The sequence below is a fragment of the Mucilaginibacter aurantiaciroseus genome (genome assembly GCF_024055595.1).
Lineage (GTDB): Bacteria > Bacteroidota > Bacteroidia > Sphingobacteriales > Sphingobacteriaceae > Mucilaginibacter > Mucilaginibacter aurantiaciroseus.
On record NZ_JAMXOF010000003.1, the window covers coordinates 530,940 to 546,475 of the forward strand.

17 protein-coding genes are annotated in these 15,536 nt (G+C 43.8%); all 17 read left to right on the forward strand.

Annotated elements, in window-relative coordinates:
• Positions 1-8 precede the first annotated feature (8 nt).
• The 17 genes from NAF17_RS15665 (at position 9) to NAF17_RS15745 (ending at position 15,522) form a co-directional block, all read left to right on the forward strand.
• A complete protein-coding gene (locus NAF17_RS15665) occupies positions 9-551 on the forward strand; it encodes an NADH-quinone oxidoreductase subunit B (RefSeq protein WP_252758951.1) in 543 nt (180 codons plus the stop codon).
• A complete protein-coding gene (locus NAF17_RS15670; RefSeq protein WP_252758952.1) occupies positions 551-1,054 on the forward strand; it encodes an NADH-quinone oxidoreductase subunit C in 504 nt (167 codons plus the stop codon). Before NAF17_RS15665 ends, NAF17_RS15670 begins: the two co-directional genes overlap by 1 nt.
• A 5-nt stretch (positions 1,055-1,059) precedes the next feature.
• Positions 1,060-2,271 carry an NADH-quinone oxidoreductase subunit D gene (locus tag NAF17_RS15675; protein WP_252758953.1) on the forward strand — a complete coding sequence of 404 codons (1,212 nt, stop codon included), beginning with the start codon at positions 1,060-1,062 and terminating at the stop codon, positions 2,269-2,271.
• Positions 2,264-2,788 carry an NADH-quinone oxidoreductase subunit NuoE family protein gene (locus tag NAF17_RS15680; protein WP_252758954.1) on the forward strand — a complete coding sequence of 175 codons (525 nt, stop codon included), beginning with the start codon at positions 2,264-2,266 and terminating at the stop codon, positions 2,786-2,788. The genes NAF17_RS15675 and NAF17_RS15680 overlap by 8 nt, the downstream gene beginning before the upstream one ends.
• 1 nt (position 2,789) lies before the next feature.
• A complete protein-coding gene (locus NAF17_RS15685; RefSeq protein ID WP_252758955.1) occupies positions 2,790-2,972 on the forward strand; it encodes a hypothetical protein in 183 nt (60 codons plus the stop codon).
• Positions 2,973-2,974: 2 nt separating this feature from the next.
• Complete coding sequence (nuoF, locus tag NAF17_RS15690) at positions 2,975-4,339, forward strand: NADH-quinone oxidoreductase subunit NuoF (protein ID WP_252758956.1); 1,365 nt, start codon at positions 2,975-2,977, stop codon at positions 4,337-4,339.
• A gap of 145 nt (positions 4,340-4,484) precedes the next feature.
• Positions 4,485-5,483: an NADH-quinone oxidoreductase subunit G gene (locus NAF17_RS15695; RefSeq protein WP_252758957.1), complete on the forward strand. Its 999-nt coding sequence runs from the start codon at positions 4,485-4,487 to the stop codon at positions 5,481-5,483.
• A complete protein-coding gene (nuoH, locus tag NAF17_RS15700; protein WP_252758958.1) occupies positions 5,483-6,514 on the forward strand; it encodes an NADH-quinone oxidoreductase subunit NuoH in 1,032 nt (343 codons plus the stop codon). Before NAF17_RS15695 ends, nuoH begins: the two co-directional genes overlap by 1 nt.
• Positions 6,515-6,530: 16 nt before the next feature.
• Positions 6,531-7,028 (forward strand): NuoI/complex I 23 kDa subunit family protein, encoded by a 498-nt coding sequence (locus NAF17_RS15705; RefSeq protein WP_252758959.1) that lies wholly within the window; start codon positions 6,531-6,533, stop codon positions 7,026-7,028.
• Positions 7,029-7,090: 62 nt separating this feature from the next.
• Positions 7,091-7,600 carry an NADH-quinone oxidoreductase subunit J family protein gene (locus NAF17_RS15710; RefSeq protein ID WP_252758960.1) on the forward strand — a complete coding sequence of 170 codons (510 nt, stop codon included), beginning with the start codon at positions 7,091-7,093 and terminating at the stop codon, positions 7,598-7,600.
• Positions 7,600-7,929 (forward strand): NADH-quinone oxidoreductase subunit NuoK, encoded by a 330-nt coding sequence (nuoK, locus tag NAF17_RS15715; RefSeq protein ID WP_252758961.1) that lies wholly within the window; start codon positions 7,600-7,602, stop codon positions 7,927-7,929. Before NAF17_RS15710 ends, nuoK begins: the two co-directional genes overlap by 1 nt.
• A gap of 128 nt (positions 7,930-8,057) precedes the next feature.
• Positions 8,058-9,962: an NADH-quinone oxidoreductase subunit L gene (nuoL, locus tag NAF17_RS15720; protein ID WP_252758962.1), complete on the forward strand. Its 1,905-nt coding sequence runs from the start codon at positions 8,058-8,060 to the stop codon at positions 9,960-9,962.
• A gap of 23 nt (positions 9,963-9,985) precedes the next feature.
• Positions 9,986-11,452, forward strand: coding sequence for a complex I subunit 4 family protein (locus NAF17_RS15725; RefSeq protein WP_252758963.1), 1,467 nt, complete (start codon positions 9,986-9,988; stop codon positions 11,450-11,452).
• A 9-nt stretch (positions 11,453-11,461) separates the two neighbouring features.
• Positions 11,462-12,841, forward strand: coding sequence for an NADH-quinone oxidoreductase subunit N (locus tag NAF17_RS15730; protein WP_252758964.1), 1,380 nt, complete (start codon positions 11,462-11,464; stop codon positions 12,839-12,841).
• Positions 12,842-12,970: 129 nt separating this feature from the next.
• Entirely contained in the window at positions 12,971-13,609 is a 639-nt protein-coding gene (locus NAF17_RS15735) for a DedA family protein (protein WP_252758965.1), read from the forward strand.
• An 18-nt stretch (positions 13,610-13,627) separates the two neighbouring features.
• Complete coding sequence (locus NAF17_RS15740; RefSeq protein WP_252758966.1) at positions 13,628-14,173, forward strand: inorganic diphosphatase; 546 nt, start codon at positions 13,628-13,630, stop codon at positions 14,171-14,173.
• A gap of 8 nt (positions 14,174-14,181) precedes the next feature.
• Entirely contained in the window at positions 14,182-15,522 is a 1,341-nt protein-coding gene (locus NAF17_RS15745) for a hemolysin family protein (protein ID WP_252758967.1), read from the forward strand.
• The last annotated feature ends 14 nt before the right edge of the window (positions 15,523-15,536 follow it).

Genomic DNA, 15,536 nt, shown 5'->3' on the forward strand with positions numbered 1-15,536 from the left:
GGAATATAATGAGCGATATTCAAATAGTTGAAGCCCCTGCGGGTGTTGAAGGATCGGGGTTTTTTGCCACCAAGCTTGATCAGGCAGTGGGTTTGGCACGTTCACACTCTTTATGGCCGTTACCATTCGCAACATCTTGCTGCGGCATCGAGTTTATGGCTACCATGGGTTCGCATTACGATTTAAGCCGTTTTGGCGCCGAAAGGCTTAGTTTTTCGCCCCGCCAAGCCGATCTTTTGATGGTAATGGGTACTATATCTAAAAAAATGGGCCCGGTATTACGCCAGGTTTACCTGCAAATGGCCGAACCACGTTGGGTGATGGCTGTAGGCGCTTGTGCATCAAGCGGTGGTATATTTGATACATACTCTGTACTGCAGGGTATTGATGAAGTTATCCCGGTGGATGTTTACGTGCCTGGTTGCCCTCCGCGCCCCGAGGCTATTATTGATGGTTTTATGGCAATCCAAAAACTGGTACAAACCGAAACTTTGCGCAGGCGCGAGGAGCCTAAGTACCAAGAATTGATGGCTAAATATGGTATCCAATAATGGCTAAAATATCTAACGAAGAATTACTACAAAGGCTTAATGATAATTTTGCCGGCCAGGTTACCCAAACAGGTGCCGATTTTGGCTTGCTTACTGTTGAGGCCAATAAAGAAAATATTAACGAAGTATTAAGTTTTCTGAAAACAGATGATGTATTACAGTTCATCTATTTAACAGACCTTACCGCAGTACATTACCCCGAGCTGGAGAAACAGATCGTGGTAGTTTACCATTTACATAGCTTAACAACAAATACACGCATTCGCATAAAAGTGGGTCTTACTTTAGAAGACTTGCATATCCCTACGGCATCCGCCATTTGGGATGGCGCCAACTGGATGGAGCGTGAAACATACGACTTTTTTGGGGTGATATTTGACGGCCACCCGGACCTGCGCAGGATACTTAATGTTGATGACATGACGGTATTCCCGATGAGGAAAGAATTCCCGCTGGAAGATCCAAACCGTGTTGATAAAAAAGATTACTTTTTCGGGAGATAATATAAATGCAGAACCACCCGGTATATACTGATAACGATCCGCAAACGGAGTATTCCACGCTAAATCTGGGCCCAACACACCCTGCAACACACGGTGTGTTCCAGAATGTATTGCAGATGGATGGCGAACGCATTGTAAGCGGCGTATCAACCATAGGCTACATACACCGTGCGTTTGAAAAAATTGCCGAGCACCGCCCATTTTACCAGATAACCCCACTTACGGATAGGCTTAACTACTGTTCATCACCCATAAACAACATGGGCTGGCACATGACGGTTGAAAAACTGCTGGACATACAAATGCCAAAACGTGTTGATTACATGCGTGTAATTATCATGGAACTGGCCCGTATTGCCGATCATATTATTTGTAACGGTGTGTTGGGTGTTGATACCGGCGCTTTTACAGGCTTCCTGTACATGATGGAGCATCGCGAAGAAATTTACGAGATCTATGAAGAAATTTGCGGCTCGCGTTTAACAACAAATATTGGCCGTATAGGCGGTTTCGAACGTAACTTCAATCCTATAGCATTCGCCAAGATTAAAAAGTTTTTGGTTAGGTTCCCGGTGGTACTGCGAGAATTTGAAGCCTTGTTTAACCGTAACCGCATCTTTGTTGATCGTACTAAAGATGTTGCGGCCGTTACCGCAGCCGATGCATTAAGCTACAGCTGGAGCGGCCCAATCTTGCGTGCTACAGGTGTTGATTATGATGTGCGCGCCATGGAGCCGTACTCATCTTATGAAGATTTTGACTTTGAAGTACCAGTTGGCGAGAACGGCGACGTTTACAGCCGCTTTTTGGTACGTAACGAAGAAATGTGGCAAAGCCTGCGCATTATAGAGCAAGCGCTTGCCAAAATAGAAAAAGAACCAACCGATATATTCCACGCGGATGTACCGGCGTTTTACCTGCCTCCAAAAGAGGAAGTATATAATAACATGGAAGCTTTGATCTATCACTTTAAAATTGTGATGGGAGAGGTAGATACCCCTAATGCCGAGGTTTACCACGCGGTAGAAGGTGCAAACGGCGAATTAGGCTTTTACCTCATCAATGATGGTGGCCGCTCGCCGTACCGCTTACATTTCCGCAGGCCAAGTTTCATCAATTACCAGATGTATGCGCCAATGAGCAAGGGGATGTTATTATCTGATGCTATTATTAACATGAGTAGTTTAAACGTTATAGCCGGAGAGTTAGATGCTTAGTGTACAGGATACCAATACCCCGGTAACATTTTCGCCGGAATTGCTCAGCAAGTTTGCTGATGTAGTTAGCCGTTACCCTGCGGGGAAACAAAAATCGGCCCTGTTGCCTATTCTGCATTTAGTGCAGGCCGGGTTTGGCTGGACCAGCATACCCGCAATGGATAAAGTTGCCGAGTACCTGGATATTCAACCGATAGAGGTTTATGAGGTGGCATCATTTTATACCATGTACTTTTTAAAGCCGCAAGGCAAGTACATGTTAGAGGTTTGCCGTACCGGCCCTTGCGAAATTGTAGGCGCAACGCCAATAATGGAACATATTGAAAAAACGCTTGGTGTACCCGAAGGCGACGTTACCCCCGATGGCTTATTTAGCTGGAGAGGCGTAGAGTGCCTTGCTGCATGTGGCTTTGGCCCGGTGCTGCAAATTGGCCCCGAGTATACTTTTTACGAAAACTTAACTACCGAATCTGTTGATAAACTGATTGGTGACCTAAGGCAAAAAGTTAATAATTAACATGAAGGACAGAACAAGGCTTATTACCTGGGACATTACATTATTAGCAGGCATCCTGCTTTATATATTGGTGCAAATGCCCGAGCGATACAGCCTGATAATTGGCCTATCAACGGTTATGATACTTACAAACTGTATTAAAAATCATATAGTTGCTTATAAATTTAGTAATAAAATATATTAGTAATGGCACGTAAATTACTTTTAGAACATATAAACGTACCGGGCATAAATACATTTGATGTTTACCGCTCAAAAGGCGGTTACGCGGCTGTTGAAAAAGCCCTGAAAACCTTAACACCCGATGAAGTGGTGGAAGAGGTTAAAAAATCGGGCTTGCGCGGCCGTGGTGGTGCAGGTTTCCCTACCGGGATGAAATGGAGCTTTTTGGCTAAACCCGAAGGTGTTGAGCGTTACCTGGTTTGTAACGCCGATGAATCTGAACCCGGTACTTTTAAAGACCGTTATTTAATGACCCATATCCCTCACTTGTTAATTGAGGGGATGATAGTAGCCAGTTTTGCGCTGGGTGCAAAAACATCATACATATACGTACGCGGCGAAATGATGCCGCAGATCCGGATCCTGGAAAAGGCAATTGCCGAAGCAAAAGCAAAAGGATTTTTAGGTAAAAATATTTTAGGTACCGATTACAGCCTGGAGCTTTATGTACAACCGGGTGGTGGTGCTTACATCTGTGGTGAAGAAACCGCTTTGTTAGAATCATTAGAAGGTAAACGTGGTAACCCAAGAATAAAACCTCCGTTCCCGGCTATTGCGGGTTTGTATGGCTGCCCAACGGTAGTAAATAACGTAGAGTCAATAGCAGCTGTTGTGCCTATTATTAACGAAGGTGGCGACGAGTATGCGAAATTAGGTATTGGCCGTAGTACCGGTACAAAACTAATCTCTGCAGGTGGTAACTTACGTAAGCCCGGTGTTTATGAAATTGACCTCGGCCTGCCGGCTGAAGAATTTTTATATAGCGACGAATATTGCGGTGGTATTGCCAACGGCAAACGTTTAAAAGCGGTTGTTGCAGGTGGTTCATCTGTACCTATCCTGCCTGCTAGCCTGTTCCTGAAAACCATTAATAACGAACCACGCCTGATGAGCTATGAATCATTAGCTGATGGTGGTTTTGTTAGTGGCACCATGATGGGTTCTGGTGGGTTTATAGCTTACGATGAAGACCAATGTATTGTACGTAACACATGGAACTTCGCTCGTTTTTATCACCATGAAAGCTGCGGACAATGTTCGCCTTGCCGAGAAGGTACCGGTTGGATGGAAAAAGTTTTACATCGCCTGGAATATGGCCACGGTAAAATGAGCGATATGGACCTGTTGATTGATGTATCAAAGAAAATTGAAGGTAATACTATTTGTCCGCTTGGTGACGCGGCAGCATGGCCTGTAGCCAGCGCGATCCGCCACTTTAGGGATGAGTTTGAATGGCATGTAACTAACCCGTCGGCAGCGTTGAGCGGTAATTATGGAATTGCGCATTACGCAGACCCATTACCTAAATTGGAAGTAGCAACGAGTTAAGTAGTCTAATAAACTATGTTATTGCGAGAAACGAAGCAATCTCATAGTACAAGCGGATATGCTGAGATTGCCACGCTACGCTCGCAAGGACATACTGAATAATAATTGCCGCAGGGTGACAAAAATATAAAAAGACGAAAGTCAAATGAAGGTAACGATAGACGGATTTCCTATTGAAGTAGAAGCCGGGACAAGCATCCTGAACGCCGCGAGGCTGATTGGGGGTGATATTGTTCCGCCTGCTATGTGCTATTACTCCAAGCTGGAAGGCACCGGCGGTAAATGCCGTACCTGTTTGGTGCAGGTAACTAAAGGGTCTGAAAAAGACCCTCGCCCTATGCCAAAGCTGGTAGCAAGCTGCCGCACAACCGTAATGGATGGTATGGAAGTGAAAAACATCACTTCGCCGGAGGTTATTGAGGCGCGCAAGGGCGTGGTAGAGATGTTATTGATCAACCACCCGTTAGATTGCCCTGTGTGCGACCAGGCAGGTGAGTGCCACCTTCAAGATTTGGCTTACGAACACGGCGCGGCTAAAACCCGCTACGAGTTTGACCGCCGTACATTCGAAAAAATAGACATTGGCGATAAAATTCAACTGCACATGACGCGCTGCATCCTTTGCTACCGTTGTGTTTTTGTAGCTGACCAGATCACCGATCACCGCATCCATGGTATTTTAAACCGTGGCGATCATTCAGAAATTTCCACTTACATCCAAAAAGCAGTTGATAACGATTTCTCAGGAAACGTAATTGACGTTTGCCCTGTAGGTGCTTTAACCGATAAAACTTTCCGTTTTAAAAATCGTGTTTGGTTTACCAAGCCGGTTGAGGCACATCGCGAATGCGAGAACCCAAAATGCTGTGGCAAGGTTACCTTATGGTATAAAGGCGAGGATGTTATTCGTGTAACTGCGCGTAAAGATGAGTACGGCGAAGCAGAAGAATTTATTTGCAATACCTGCCGTTTTGATAAAAAGAAAACCAGCGACTGGGTGATAGAAGGCCCGCGTAAAGTTTCTCACAAATCTGTTATCAACTCAAACCACTACGATACGCTTCACCCGCTGCCGGTTGTTAAAACCAACCCTGTATTGATGGAAGCGAATAAAGAACAATTTGAAAGGGAGACACGCCTGTAATGGAATTAGCAGACATTGCCATAAAATTTGGCCTCATCATTATTATATTCTTGATAAGCCTGGTAGTAGCCATGTATTCTACCTATGCCGAGCGCAAAATTGCGGCTTTTTTCCAGGACAGGATTGGTCCTAACCGCGCAGGCCCGTTTGGTATTTTACAGCCACTGGCTGATGGTGCCAAAATGTTCATGAAGGAAGAGATCATCCCTACGAATGCAACACCATTCCTGTTCATAGTTGGCCCTTCGTTAGCTATCCTTACCGCATGTATTGGTTCGGCAGTTATTCCTTGGGGACAAGATCTTGTTATCGGCGGTAAAGTTATCCCGTTACAGGTTACAGATATTAACGTAGGTATCCTTTATATATTTGGTGTAGTATCATTAGGCGTTTACGGCGTAATGATAGGCGGCTGGGCATCAAACAATAAATACTCTTTATTAGGCGCTATCCGCGCGGCCTCGCAAAACATCAGCTACGAAATTTCGATGGGGCTTTCTATCATTGCCCTGTTATTGGTTACCGGTACATTAAGCCTTGGCGAAATTGCCCAGCAACAACATGGCTGGCACTGGAACGTGATCTACCAACCGGTAGGTTTTATCCTGTTCCTGGTTTGTGCTTTTGCTGAAACTAACCGTACACCTTTCGATTTACCGGAGTGTGAAACTGAGCTTGTTGGTGGCTACCATACCGAGTATTCGTCGATGAAACTTGGTTTTTACCTGTTTGCCGAATATATCAACATGTTCATTTCATCGGCAGTGATGGCAACTCTTTACTGGGGGGGGTATAACTACCCGGGGATGGATTGGGTTACCGCGCATGTTGGCCCGGTTATAGGCCCGCTAATTGGTACAGCTGTATTTTTTGTCAAGATCTTCGGGTTCATCTTCTTCTTTATGTGGGTACGCTGGACAATCCCGCGTTTCCGTTACGATCAGTTGATGGACCTGGGCTGGAAGATATTGATCCCTTTAGCCATCGCTAATATTGTTGTTACCGGTATTGTTATTACTTTATTTAATTAGAGAGAGGTTATTTTCAATGGAATCATTAAGTAATAAAAAGAAGCAATTAAAAGTTAAGCCGCTCAATTTTTGGGAGAGGGCTTACCTGCCTGCTATAGTGAGCGGCTTAGCCATCACCATGAAGCACTTCTTTAAAAAACCGGTTACTATAGCCTATCCTGATGTAAAACGCGAATTTTCTGAAAACTATCGTGGCCTGCACTCGCTTAAGCGCGATGAAAATGGTGCCGAACGTTGTACCGCTTGTGGCCTTTGTGCGCTATCGTGCCCTGCCGAAGCGATCACGATGCAAGCTGCAGAGCGCCAGAAGGGTGAGGAGAACTTATACCGCGAAGAAAAATACGCTGCCGTTTACGAGATAAACATGTTGCGTTGTATTTTCTGCGGATTATGTGAAGAGGCCTGCCCTAAAGAAGCAATATACCTGGACGGCGACATTGTACAATCAGATTACCTGCGTAAAGACTTTATTTACGGCAAAGATAAATTAGTAGAGGCACCTTTAAATCAATAACAGAAGTTTTATACCTTTGCCCAGCTATTTAAGCAAGCAAAAGTATATTGTAAAATATAAACATGAGTACATTTTACTTCATCGCGTTTTTATCCATATTCTTTTCAATACTGGTTATTTCTGCAAAAAACCCGGTGCATAGCATATTGTACCTTATACTTACCTTTTTTACCTTCACCATCCATTATATATTAATGAATGCCCAGTTCCTGGCTATCGTAAACTTTATTGTTTATATGGGTGCGATACTGGTATTGTTCTTATACACGCTGATGCTGATAAACCTGAATAAGGAGAGCGAGCCCGTTAAGCCATTTATGGTGAAGATAGCCGCGGTATTTGGTGGTGGCATACTGGCAGTAGCATTGGTATCTTCATTAAAATCATTAGGCGTGTCAGACCCGGTGGTATTAAAGAACCCCGAGCTTGGCCTGGTGAAAAACCTAGGTAAAGTATTATTCCACGAATTTTTGTTGCCATTTGAGGTATCGTCGGTATTGCTGTTATCGGCAATGGTAGGCGCTGTATTGCTGGCCACAAAAGACCCTAAAGAACCAAAAGCAACCATCTGATGGAAAGTTTAACCCAAACCATTCAAGCGGTACCGCTTAACCACTACATTTTATTAAGCACTATCATATTTTCGATAGGCGTGATGGGTGTTTTATTACGCCGTAACGCCATCGTTATATTTATGTCGGTTGAGCTAATGCTTAACTCGGTTAACCTGCTGCTTACCGCTTTTTCGGTTTACCGTGGCGATGCAGCCGGCCAAGTATTTGTATTTTTTATTATGGCCCTGGCCGCTGCAGAGGTTGCAGTAGGGCTAGCTATAATCGTAATGATATACCGCAATACCAACAGTATCGATATTAACGTACTGAACAGGTTGAAGTGGTAGGCCCCACCCAAACCCTCCACGGAAGGGAGGGCCTTAGAAAAGGCAAGCGATTTTTAAAACGAGTATTATACAATTTAAAAAATAAAAAGTCTCTCCGCTAACCAGCGGAGGAGATTTAGAAGGGGCTTATGGACAATTTGATCTGGCTTATTCCTGTACTACCCTTAGCCGGTTTTGTTATTAACGGACTGGGGCGCAATACCCTGTCTAAAGGTATTATCGGTGCTATCGGTAGCTTATTGGTATTGATTGCATTTGGTTTAAGTGTTGCTGCTTTCTTCCAGATAAAAAACTCGGGCGTGCCTATAGAGGTAAACCTGTTCGATTGGATCTCGGTTGGTAGCTTCCACATTCCTTTTGCATTCCTGGTAGATCAGCTAAGCTCCATTATGCTGCTAATCATTACAGGTGTGGGGTTCCTGATCCACCTGTATTCAATTGGCTATATGCATGATGATAATGGCTTCGGTAAGTTTTTTGCTTACTTAAACCTGTTCGTTTTCTTTATGCTGCTGCTTGTAATGGGTAGCAACTATGTGGTGATGTTTATTGGTTGGGAAGGTGTAGGCTTATGCTCGTACCTGCTTATCGGGTTCTGGTATACCAACCCAAGTTATGCGGATGCTGCTAAGAAAGCATTTGTGATGAACCGTATTGGTGACCTTGGCTTTTTGCTGGGCATTTTCTTACTGGTAAACACATTCGGCAGCACAAACTTCGCTGACATTTTCCCTAAAGCACCGGTTGCGGTTGCTGCAGGCGCACCAATAGTATTAATTACCTTATTGTTATTTGTAGGTGCGGTTGGTAAATCGGCACAGTTACCTTTGTTTACCTGGTTGCCCGATGCGATGGCCGGCCCAACCCCGGTATCGGCCTTGATCCATGCGGCAACAATGGTTACAGCAGGTATCTACATGATAGCCCGCTCAAACATCCTGTTTACGCTTGCGCCACATACCATGGAAGTTATCGCCATCATCGGCTTGGCCACCGCGGCGTTTGCAGCATTGATCGCCTTAACCCAGACTGATATAAAGAAAGTACTGGCCTATTCAACCGTATCGCAATTAGGTTATATGTTTTTGGGTTTAGGCGTTGGCGCTTACACCGGTGCATTCTTCCACGTGTTAACGCACGCGTTCTTTAAAGCACTACTGTTCCTGGGTGCGGGTTCTGTTATCCACGCCATGAGCGGTGAGCAGGACATGCGCAAAATGGGCGGCTTAAAAAGCAAGATAGGTATTACCTTTTGGACCATGCTGGTTGGTACTATTGCTATCGCGGGTATCCCTCCATTCTCGGGTTTCTTTTCAAAGGACGAAATTTTGGCCGCGGCCTTTGCGCATAGCACAACGTTTTATGTAGTAGGTGTTATTACTGCGGGTTTAACCTCGTTCTACATGTTTAGGATGATGTACTTAACCTTTTGGGGTAAATTCCGCGGCACACATGAGCAGGAACATCACTTGCACGAGTCACCTGCAAACATGACCATCCCATTGATCGTGTTGGCTATACTATCTGCCGTTGCAGGTATGATAGGCGTACCGGCAGTTATGGGTGGCCACCACGAATTAGGCGCTTACCTTGCACCTGTATTTGAGGCATCACACAAAATACTTGGCGAACACGAACTAAGCCACAGCACCGAATGGATTCTGATGGCAGTATCTGTAGGCATTGCGTTGGTAGCCTTAGGTTATGCCTACAGCAAATACGTTAGGGGCGCGCATGTGCCGGTATCTGATGAAGAAGAACGCCCTACATTGGGAAACCTGTCCTACCATAAATTCTATATAGACGAATTATACGATAAGATCATTCGCAAGCCATTGGATGCCATTTCGGTATTCTTTTATAAAGTGGTTGAGCTTTTGGGTATAGATGGCTTTGTGAACGGCTTGGGTAAAGGAACATTAGAAACGAGTAAAGGCCTGCGCCTGTTGCAAACAGGTAATGTAGGTTTCTACATATTTATGATGGTGGTGGGTATTATTGCTATTTTGTTGTACAGTTTAATTAAAATATAAGCGCTTAGCGTTTACCATATAAAATGACGGTTAGTATTTTACTTTTTTTACCGGTTTTGGCAGCACTATTAGTGCTGTTAGTTAAGAACGAGGCTGCAAAGCACGCGGCATTATTTTTCGCTGTAATAGAGCTTGGCCTGGCCGGCTATTTCCTTGCTGGGTTTGTGCCCGATGCATCTGTACAGTATGGCCTTGACCTACCGTGGATTCCTCAAATGGGTGTTTACTTTAAGGCGGGTATAGATGGCATTAGCATGGTAATGGTTTTATTGACCACTTTGCTTGTCCCGCTAATTATCCTTACTACCTACAAACACGAATACAAGAACGCTAAAGCATTTTACGCGCTTATCCTGTTTATGCAAGCCGGTTTGTTAACCGTATTTACCGCGTTAGATGGTTTCTTATTTTATGTGGGCTGGGAAGCAGCGTTGATTCCTATTTACTTTATTTGTGCATTGTGGGGCGGCGAGAACCGTATCCGAATCAACATCAAGTTCTTCATTTACACCTTTGCCGGTTCGTTGTTTATGCTGTTGGGTATCATTTACCTGTACCTGCAAACGCCAAATAAGCTTTATGACATAAACGGCTTTTACAATTTAAGCTTAACACTAACACAACAATCCTGGGTATTTTGGGCGTTCTTTATAGCTTTCGCTATCAAAATGCCTTTGTTCCCGTTCCATACCTGGCAGCCCGATACATATACCGAAGCACCATCGGCTGGTACCATGATGTTGTCTGGTATCATGCTAAAAATGGGGATCTATGGTGTTATCCGCTGGTTAATTCCGAATGCACCCGCAGGCTTCCTGCAATGGCAAAATCTGGTAATGATACTTTCGGTTATTGGTGTTGTTTACGCATCACTGATCGCATTTAAGCAAACCGACGGTAAGCGTTTGGTAGCTTATTCATCTATTGCGCACGTTGGCTTAATAGCCGCCGGTATCTTCGCCTGGACAACACAGGGTGTGCAAGGTGCGATGATTCAAATGCTTAGTCACGGTATTAATGTTGTGGGGATGTTCTTTATCTGGGATATCATCAGCCGCCGTTTAAATACCCGTGACATTAGCCAGATGGGTGGCATCGCTAAAGTGGCGCCAAATTTTTCCATCGCATTTTTAATTATTCTTTTAGGAACTGTTGCCTTGCCATTAACCAATGGTTTTGTAGGCGAGTTTTTATTATTGAAAGGTGTATTTAACTATAACATTTGGTTTGCGGCGATTGCAGGTTTAACCATCATATTTGGCGCGGTTTACATGCTGCGTATGTACAAGAATGTAATGCAGGGCGAAGCCAACGAGCTAACGCTAACGTTTACCGACATAGCCGGTTCAGAGAAACTGGTGCTGGGTATCATCTGTGTGCTAATCATCGCCATTGGCGTGTATCCGCAACCTATCCTGCATATATCAGAAGCTGCGGTAACCAATTTGGTGAACACCGTAAGTGCTAAATTTAACAACGGAGGCTTTTAGAATTTATATATGACTACGCTAATAATCATATCTGTTTTACCCATTATATTATTGTACCTGGGTTTATATAAAGTTCAGAAAGCTTTATTGCCGGTAACCATTATTGGTTTGCTGATAGCTTTAGGTGCAGCAGTTGCACAATGGAATGACAACGCTGTACCAATTTACAGCGGCATGATGTTGTTCAACAACTTCTCGGTTGCATTTTCTGTGGTAAGCATCGTGTCCACTATCCTGATCCTTTTATTATCTAAAGGATACTTCGAAAAAATAAGCAACCATATTGCGGAATATTACGCCATCATCTTGTTCTCATTAGCAGGAATTATCGTCATGGTATCGTACCACAACCTGGTGATGATGTTCATCGGTATCGAGATTATGTCGGTAAGCTTATATATCCTCGCAGGTATTCGTAAGAGCGATTTTGCGTCAAACGAGGCCGCTTTAAAGTACTTTTTGATGGGTGCATTTTCAACAGGTTTCCTGTTGTTTGGTATTGCGTTGATCTACGGTTCATCAGGCTCGTTTGACCTGGATACCATTCGTGAATGGGTTGTTACCCATCCCCGTAACATCGACCCAATGTTTTACACTGGTATATTATTGATCATTGTTGGCCTTTGCTTTAAGGTGGGTGCGGCACCGTTCCATTTCTGGACGCCGGATGTTTACGAAGGCGCACCTTCGCTGATTACCTTGTTCATGTCTACCGTGGTTAAAGTGGCTGGTTTTGCGGCATTCCTGCGCCTATTCGCGGCTTGCTTTTCAACCATCGCCGCATTTTGGACGCCGGTATTATTGGCTATCACTATCGCTACGTTATTCATCGGTAACATCACCGCACTATATCAACAAAGCTTTAAACGGATGATGGCTTTTTCGAGCATATCACACGCGGGTTACCTATTGTTCGCTATTGTGGCCTTAGGTGCAGGTTCGGCTAATTCGATATTTGTTTACGCTACGGCTTATTCTATCGCATCTATTATCGCCTTTGGCGCATTAATACTGGTGAGGCAACAAACCGGCAGCGATAACTTTGAAGGCTTTAACGGCCTGGCTAAGAAAAACCCTTTCCTGGCATTGGTACTTACCGTAAGTATGCTATCATTAGCGGGGATCCCGTTAACGGCTGGTTTTATTGGTAAGTTCTTTATGTTTAGCGGTGTTTTGGCACAATACAATACCTGGTTGGTAATAGTTGCGGTTGTAAATGCTATCATTAGTATCTTCTATTATTTCAGGGTTATAATAGCCATGTACTTCCGTACTGCCGAGCGTGCCGAGGTTGAAGTGCCTGCTTACTACAAATTTGTATTAGGCTTTTCTGCTATCGCGACCATAGTTATAGGCATTTACCCGTCGTTTATATCCACCCTAATTTAATTGAGAAAGCCTCACCCCGGCCCTCTCCGAAGGAAAGGGAGGTGAAAAAGAAATTAAAGCCCTCTTTTTTTGAGAGGATTTAGGTGAGGCTAATTTGATTTAATATTTGTAGTTTTACGGATATAGTTAATGGAAAACCTTTGGGAATACCTTCAAAATTTAACCGACGCACAGTCTATTTTGAGCAGTGGTGGGTTTTACCTGTTGCTTATAGTAGTATATGCTGAAACCGGTTTGTTTTTTGGTTTCTTTTTACCCGGCGATTATTTGCTGTTCTTGGCAGGTTTGTTAAGCGCCGCGGGTATCATCCATGTCCCTATTTATACACTGGTACTTTCGCTTATAGGTGCGGGTATTTTGGGTAATTATACAGGCTATTGGTTTGGTTATCGAACGGGGCCGGTACTATTCAGCAAGAACGATTCGTTCTTTTTTAAGAAGCGTTACATAGCTGTTGCTGAAGAGTTTTATGCTAAATATGGAGGCATGGCTTTGATTTTAGGCAGATTTTTCCCTATAGTTAGGACTTTTGCCCCTATATTTGCAGGTGTTGTTAAAGTAGATATTAAAAAATTTACTGTTTACAACATAATTGGCAGCGTTGCCTGGGTAACAACTCTAACATTAGCCGGGTATTTTTTGGGCAAGCGCTTCCCCGAGTTAAAAGACTATCTGCAGTACATTGTACTCGGATTAATAATAATTACAACAATTCCGCTGATTATTGCTTTTGTGAAAAGACAATACGCAAAATCAAAAGATGAATAGAATTTTAAATAGATATACATGAGCACACAACACCCCTGGCATCAGGTTTCACCGGGTGATAATATTCCTGAGATAGTAAACGCGATAATTGAGATACCAAAAGGTTCTAAAGCAAAATACGAAATAGATAAAGATTCGGGCCTGTTAAAGTTAGACAGGGTTTTATTTTCATCGGTAATGTACCCGGCCAACTATGGCTTTATCCCGCAAACCTATTGCGATGATAATGACCCTTTGGATATCCTTGTACTTTGTTCTATAGATGTTTTCCCGATGTCGATCATCGAGGCAAAAGTAGTAGGCGTTATGCATATGGTTGATAACGGCGAGCAGGATGACAAGATCATCGCGGTAGCAAAAAACGACATGTCGGTTAACTACATTAACGACCTTGCCGAATTGCCGCCACACGCTATGAAAGAGATTGTACGCTTTTTTAGCGATTATAAAGTGCTGGAAGGTAAGAACGTAACCATTGAGCATTTGCTGGGTGTACGTTATGCACACAAAGTAATTCAAGAAGGTTTAGATCTTTATAAGTCTACCTTCCCCGATCACAAATAAATCAATAAATGGACCCCGGACCTTACGATATTAGTGCCTTCTATATTTTCCTTACCATATTCCTGGTATTGCTAAACGGATTTTTCGTGGCAGCAGAATTTGCCATTGTGAGGGTACGAGGCTCGCAAATTGAATTAAAGGCTAAATCCGGAAGCGGTGTAGCTAAAGTTGCAAGGGGCATTTTACATAATTTAGATGGTTACCTGGCTGCCACGCAGTTGGGTATTACCATTGCATCACTGGGGCTTGGTGTTGTGGGCGAGGGTGTGGTCACAAACATCGTATTGCGTGCATTCCTGGGCATGGGTATTACGCTTACCCCGGGCTTTATTACTGCCAGTCACGTTTTGTCATTCGTGGCTATTACCGTCTTACATATTGTATTCGGCGAGCTTGCACCAAAATCATTAGCTATTCAAAAATCGGTACGCACAACATTGGCGGTATCATTGCCATTGAGGTTTTTCTTCGTGGTGTTTCGCCCGTTCATCTGGTTGCTTAACGGTTTTGCCAACTTCATCCTGAAACTATTTGGAATAACCACCTTAGAAGGTGGCGAGGCGCATCACTCATCAGAAGAGTTGCAGTTTTTGCTTGACCAGGGTAAAGAAACCGGCGCATTGGATTCTAACGAGCATGAGCTGATCCAGAACGTATTTGATTTTAACGAACGTGTGGTGAAGAACATCATGGTGCCCCGTACCAAAATATCTGGTATTGAATTGGATACCAGTAAGGAAGTTCTTTTAGAAATATTAATAACTGAAGGTTACTCCAGGATGCCGGTGTATGATGAGGTGATAGATAAGATTGTAGGTATTGTACACGCGAAAGATATTTTACCGTTGCTTGCCCGTGGCGAACAGATTGTATTGAAAGACATTATTCGCAAGCCATACTTTATCCCAGAAACCAAAAAGATCAATGATCTGATGGCTGAACTGCAGCAAAAGCGCATCCAGATAGCCATTGTATCTGATGAGTTTGGCGGTACTGCCGGCATGGTTACGTTGGAAGACATTGTTGAAGAATTAGTCGGCGAGATCCAGGATGAGTTCGACGAAGAGAAACCTATTGTTGAAAAACTGAACGACCGCGAGTTTGTGGTTAATGCGCTTGCGCCGATCTACGACGTAAACGAGCATCTGCCGCATGACCTGCCAGAGGATGGCGATTTTGATACCGTATCTGGCTGGTTAGGCCATATCTTTGGTAAGATCCCTGACGTGGGCGAGCAAAAAGAGAGCAACGGATACAATATTACGGTACTAAAAAAATCTGACCAGAACATCGAATCTGTAAAGCTTGAGCTACTTATCAACGAAGAGGACGCTGTAGATTTACATTAGTATCGAGTATCAAG

Bases quoted from the DNA above. Each gene is read 5' to 3' on its own strand.
- NAF17_RS15665 (WP_252758951.1), top strand. From the start codon at position 9: ATGAGCGATATTCAAATAGTTGAAGCCCCTGCGGGTGTTGAAGGATCG.
- NAF17_RS15670 (WP_252758952.1), top strand. From the start codon at position 551: ATGGCTAAAATATCTAACGAAGAATTACTACAAAGGCTTAATGATAAT.
- NAF17_RS15675 (WP_252758953.1), top strand. From the start codon at position 1,060: ATGCAGAACCACCCGGTATATACTGATAACGATCCGCAAACGGAGTAT.
- NAF17_RS15680 (WP_252758954.1), top strand. From the start codon at position 2,264: ATGCTTAGTGTACAGGATACCAATACCCCGGTAACATTTTCGCCGGAA.
- NAF17_RS15685 (WP_252758955.1), top strand. From the start codon at position 2,790: ATGAAGGACAGAACAAGGCTTATTACCTGGGACATTACATTATTAGCA.
- nuoF (WP_252758956.1), top strand. From the start codon at position 2,975: ATGGCACGTAAATTACTTTTAGAACATATAAACGTACCGGGCATAAAT.
- NAF17_RS15695 (WP_252758957.1), top strand. From the start codon at position 4,485: ATGAAGGTAACGATAGACGGATTTCCTATTGAAGTAGAAGCCGGGACA.
- nuoH (WP_252758958.1), top strand. From the start codon at position 5,483: ATGGAATTAGCAGACATTGCCATAAAATTTGGCCTCATCATTATTATA.
- NAF17_RS15705 (WP_252758959.1), top strand. From the start codon at position 6,531: ATGGAATCATTAAGTAATAAAAAGAAGCAATTAAAAGTTAAGCCGCTC.
- NAF17_RS15710 (WP_252758960.1), top strand. From the start codon at position 7,091: ATGAGTACATTTTACTTCATCGCGTTTTTATCCATATTCTTTTCAATA.
- nuoK (WP_252758961.1), top strand. From the start codon at position 7,600: ATGGAAAGTTTAACCCAAACCATTCAAGCGGTACCGCTTAACCACTAC.
- nuoL (WP_252758962.1), top strand. From the start codon at position 8,058: ATGGACAATTTGATCTGGCTTATTCCTGTACTACCCTTAGCCGGTTTT.
- NAF17_RS15725 (WP_252758963.1), top strand. From the start codon at position 9,986: ATGACGGTTAGTATTTTACTTTTTTTACCGGTTTTGGCAGCACTATTA.
- NAF17_RS15730 (WP_252758964.1), top strand. From the start codon at position 11,462: ATGACTACGCTAATAATCATATCTGTTTTACCCATTATATTATTGTAC.
- NAF17_RS15735 (WP_252758965.1), top strand. From the start codon at position 12,971: ATGGAAAACCTTTGGGAATACCTTCAAAATTTAACCGACGCACAGTCT.
- NAF17_RS15740 (WP_252758966.1), top strand. From the start codon at position 13,628: ATGAGCACACAACACCCCTGGCATCAGGTTTCACCGGGTGATAATATT.
- NAF17_RS15745 (WP_252758967.1), top strand. From the start codon at position 14,182: ATGGACCCCGGACCTTACGATATTAGTGCCTTCTATATTTTCCTTACC.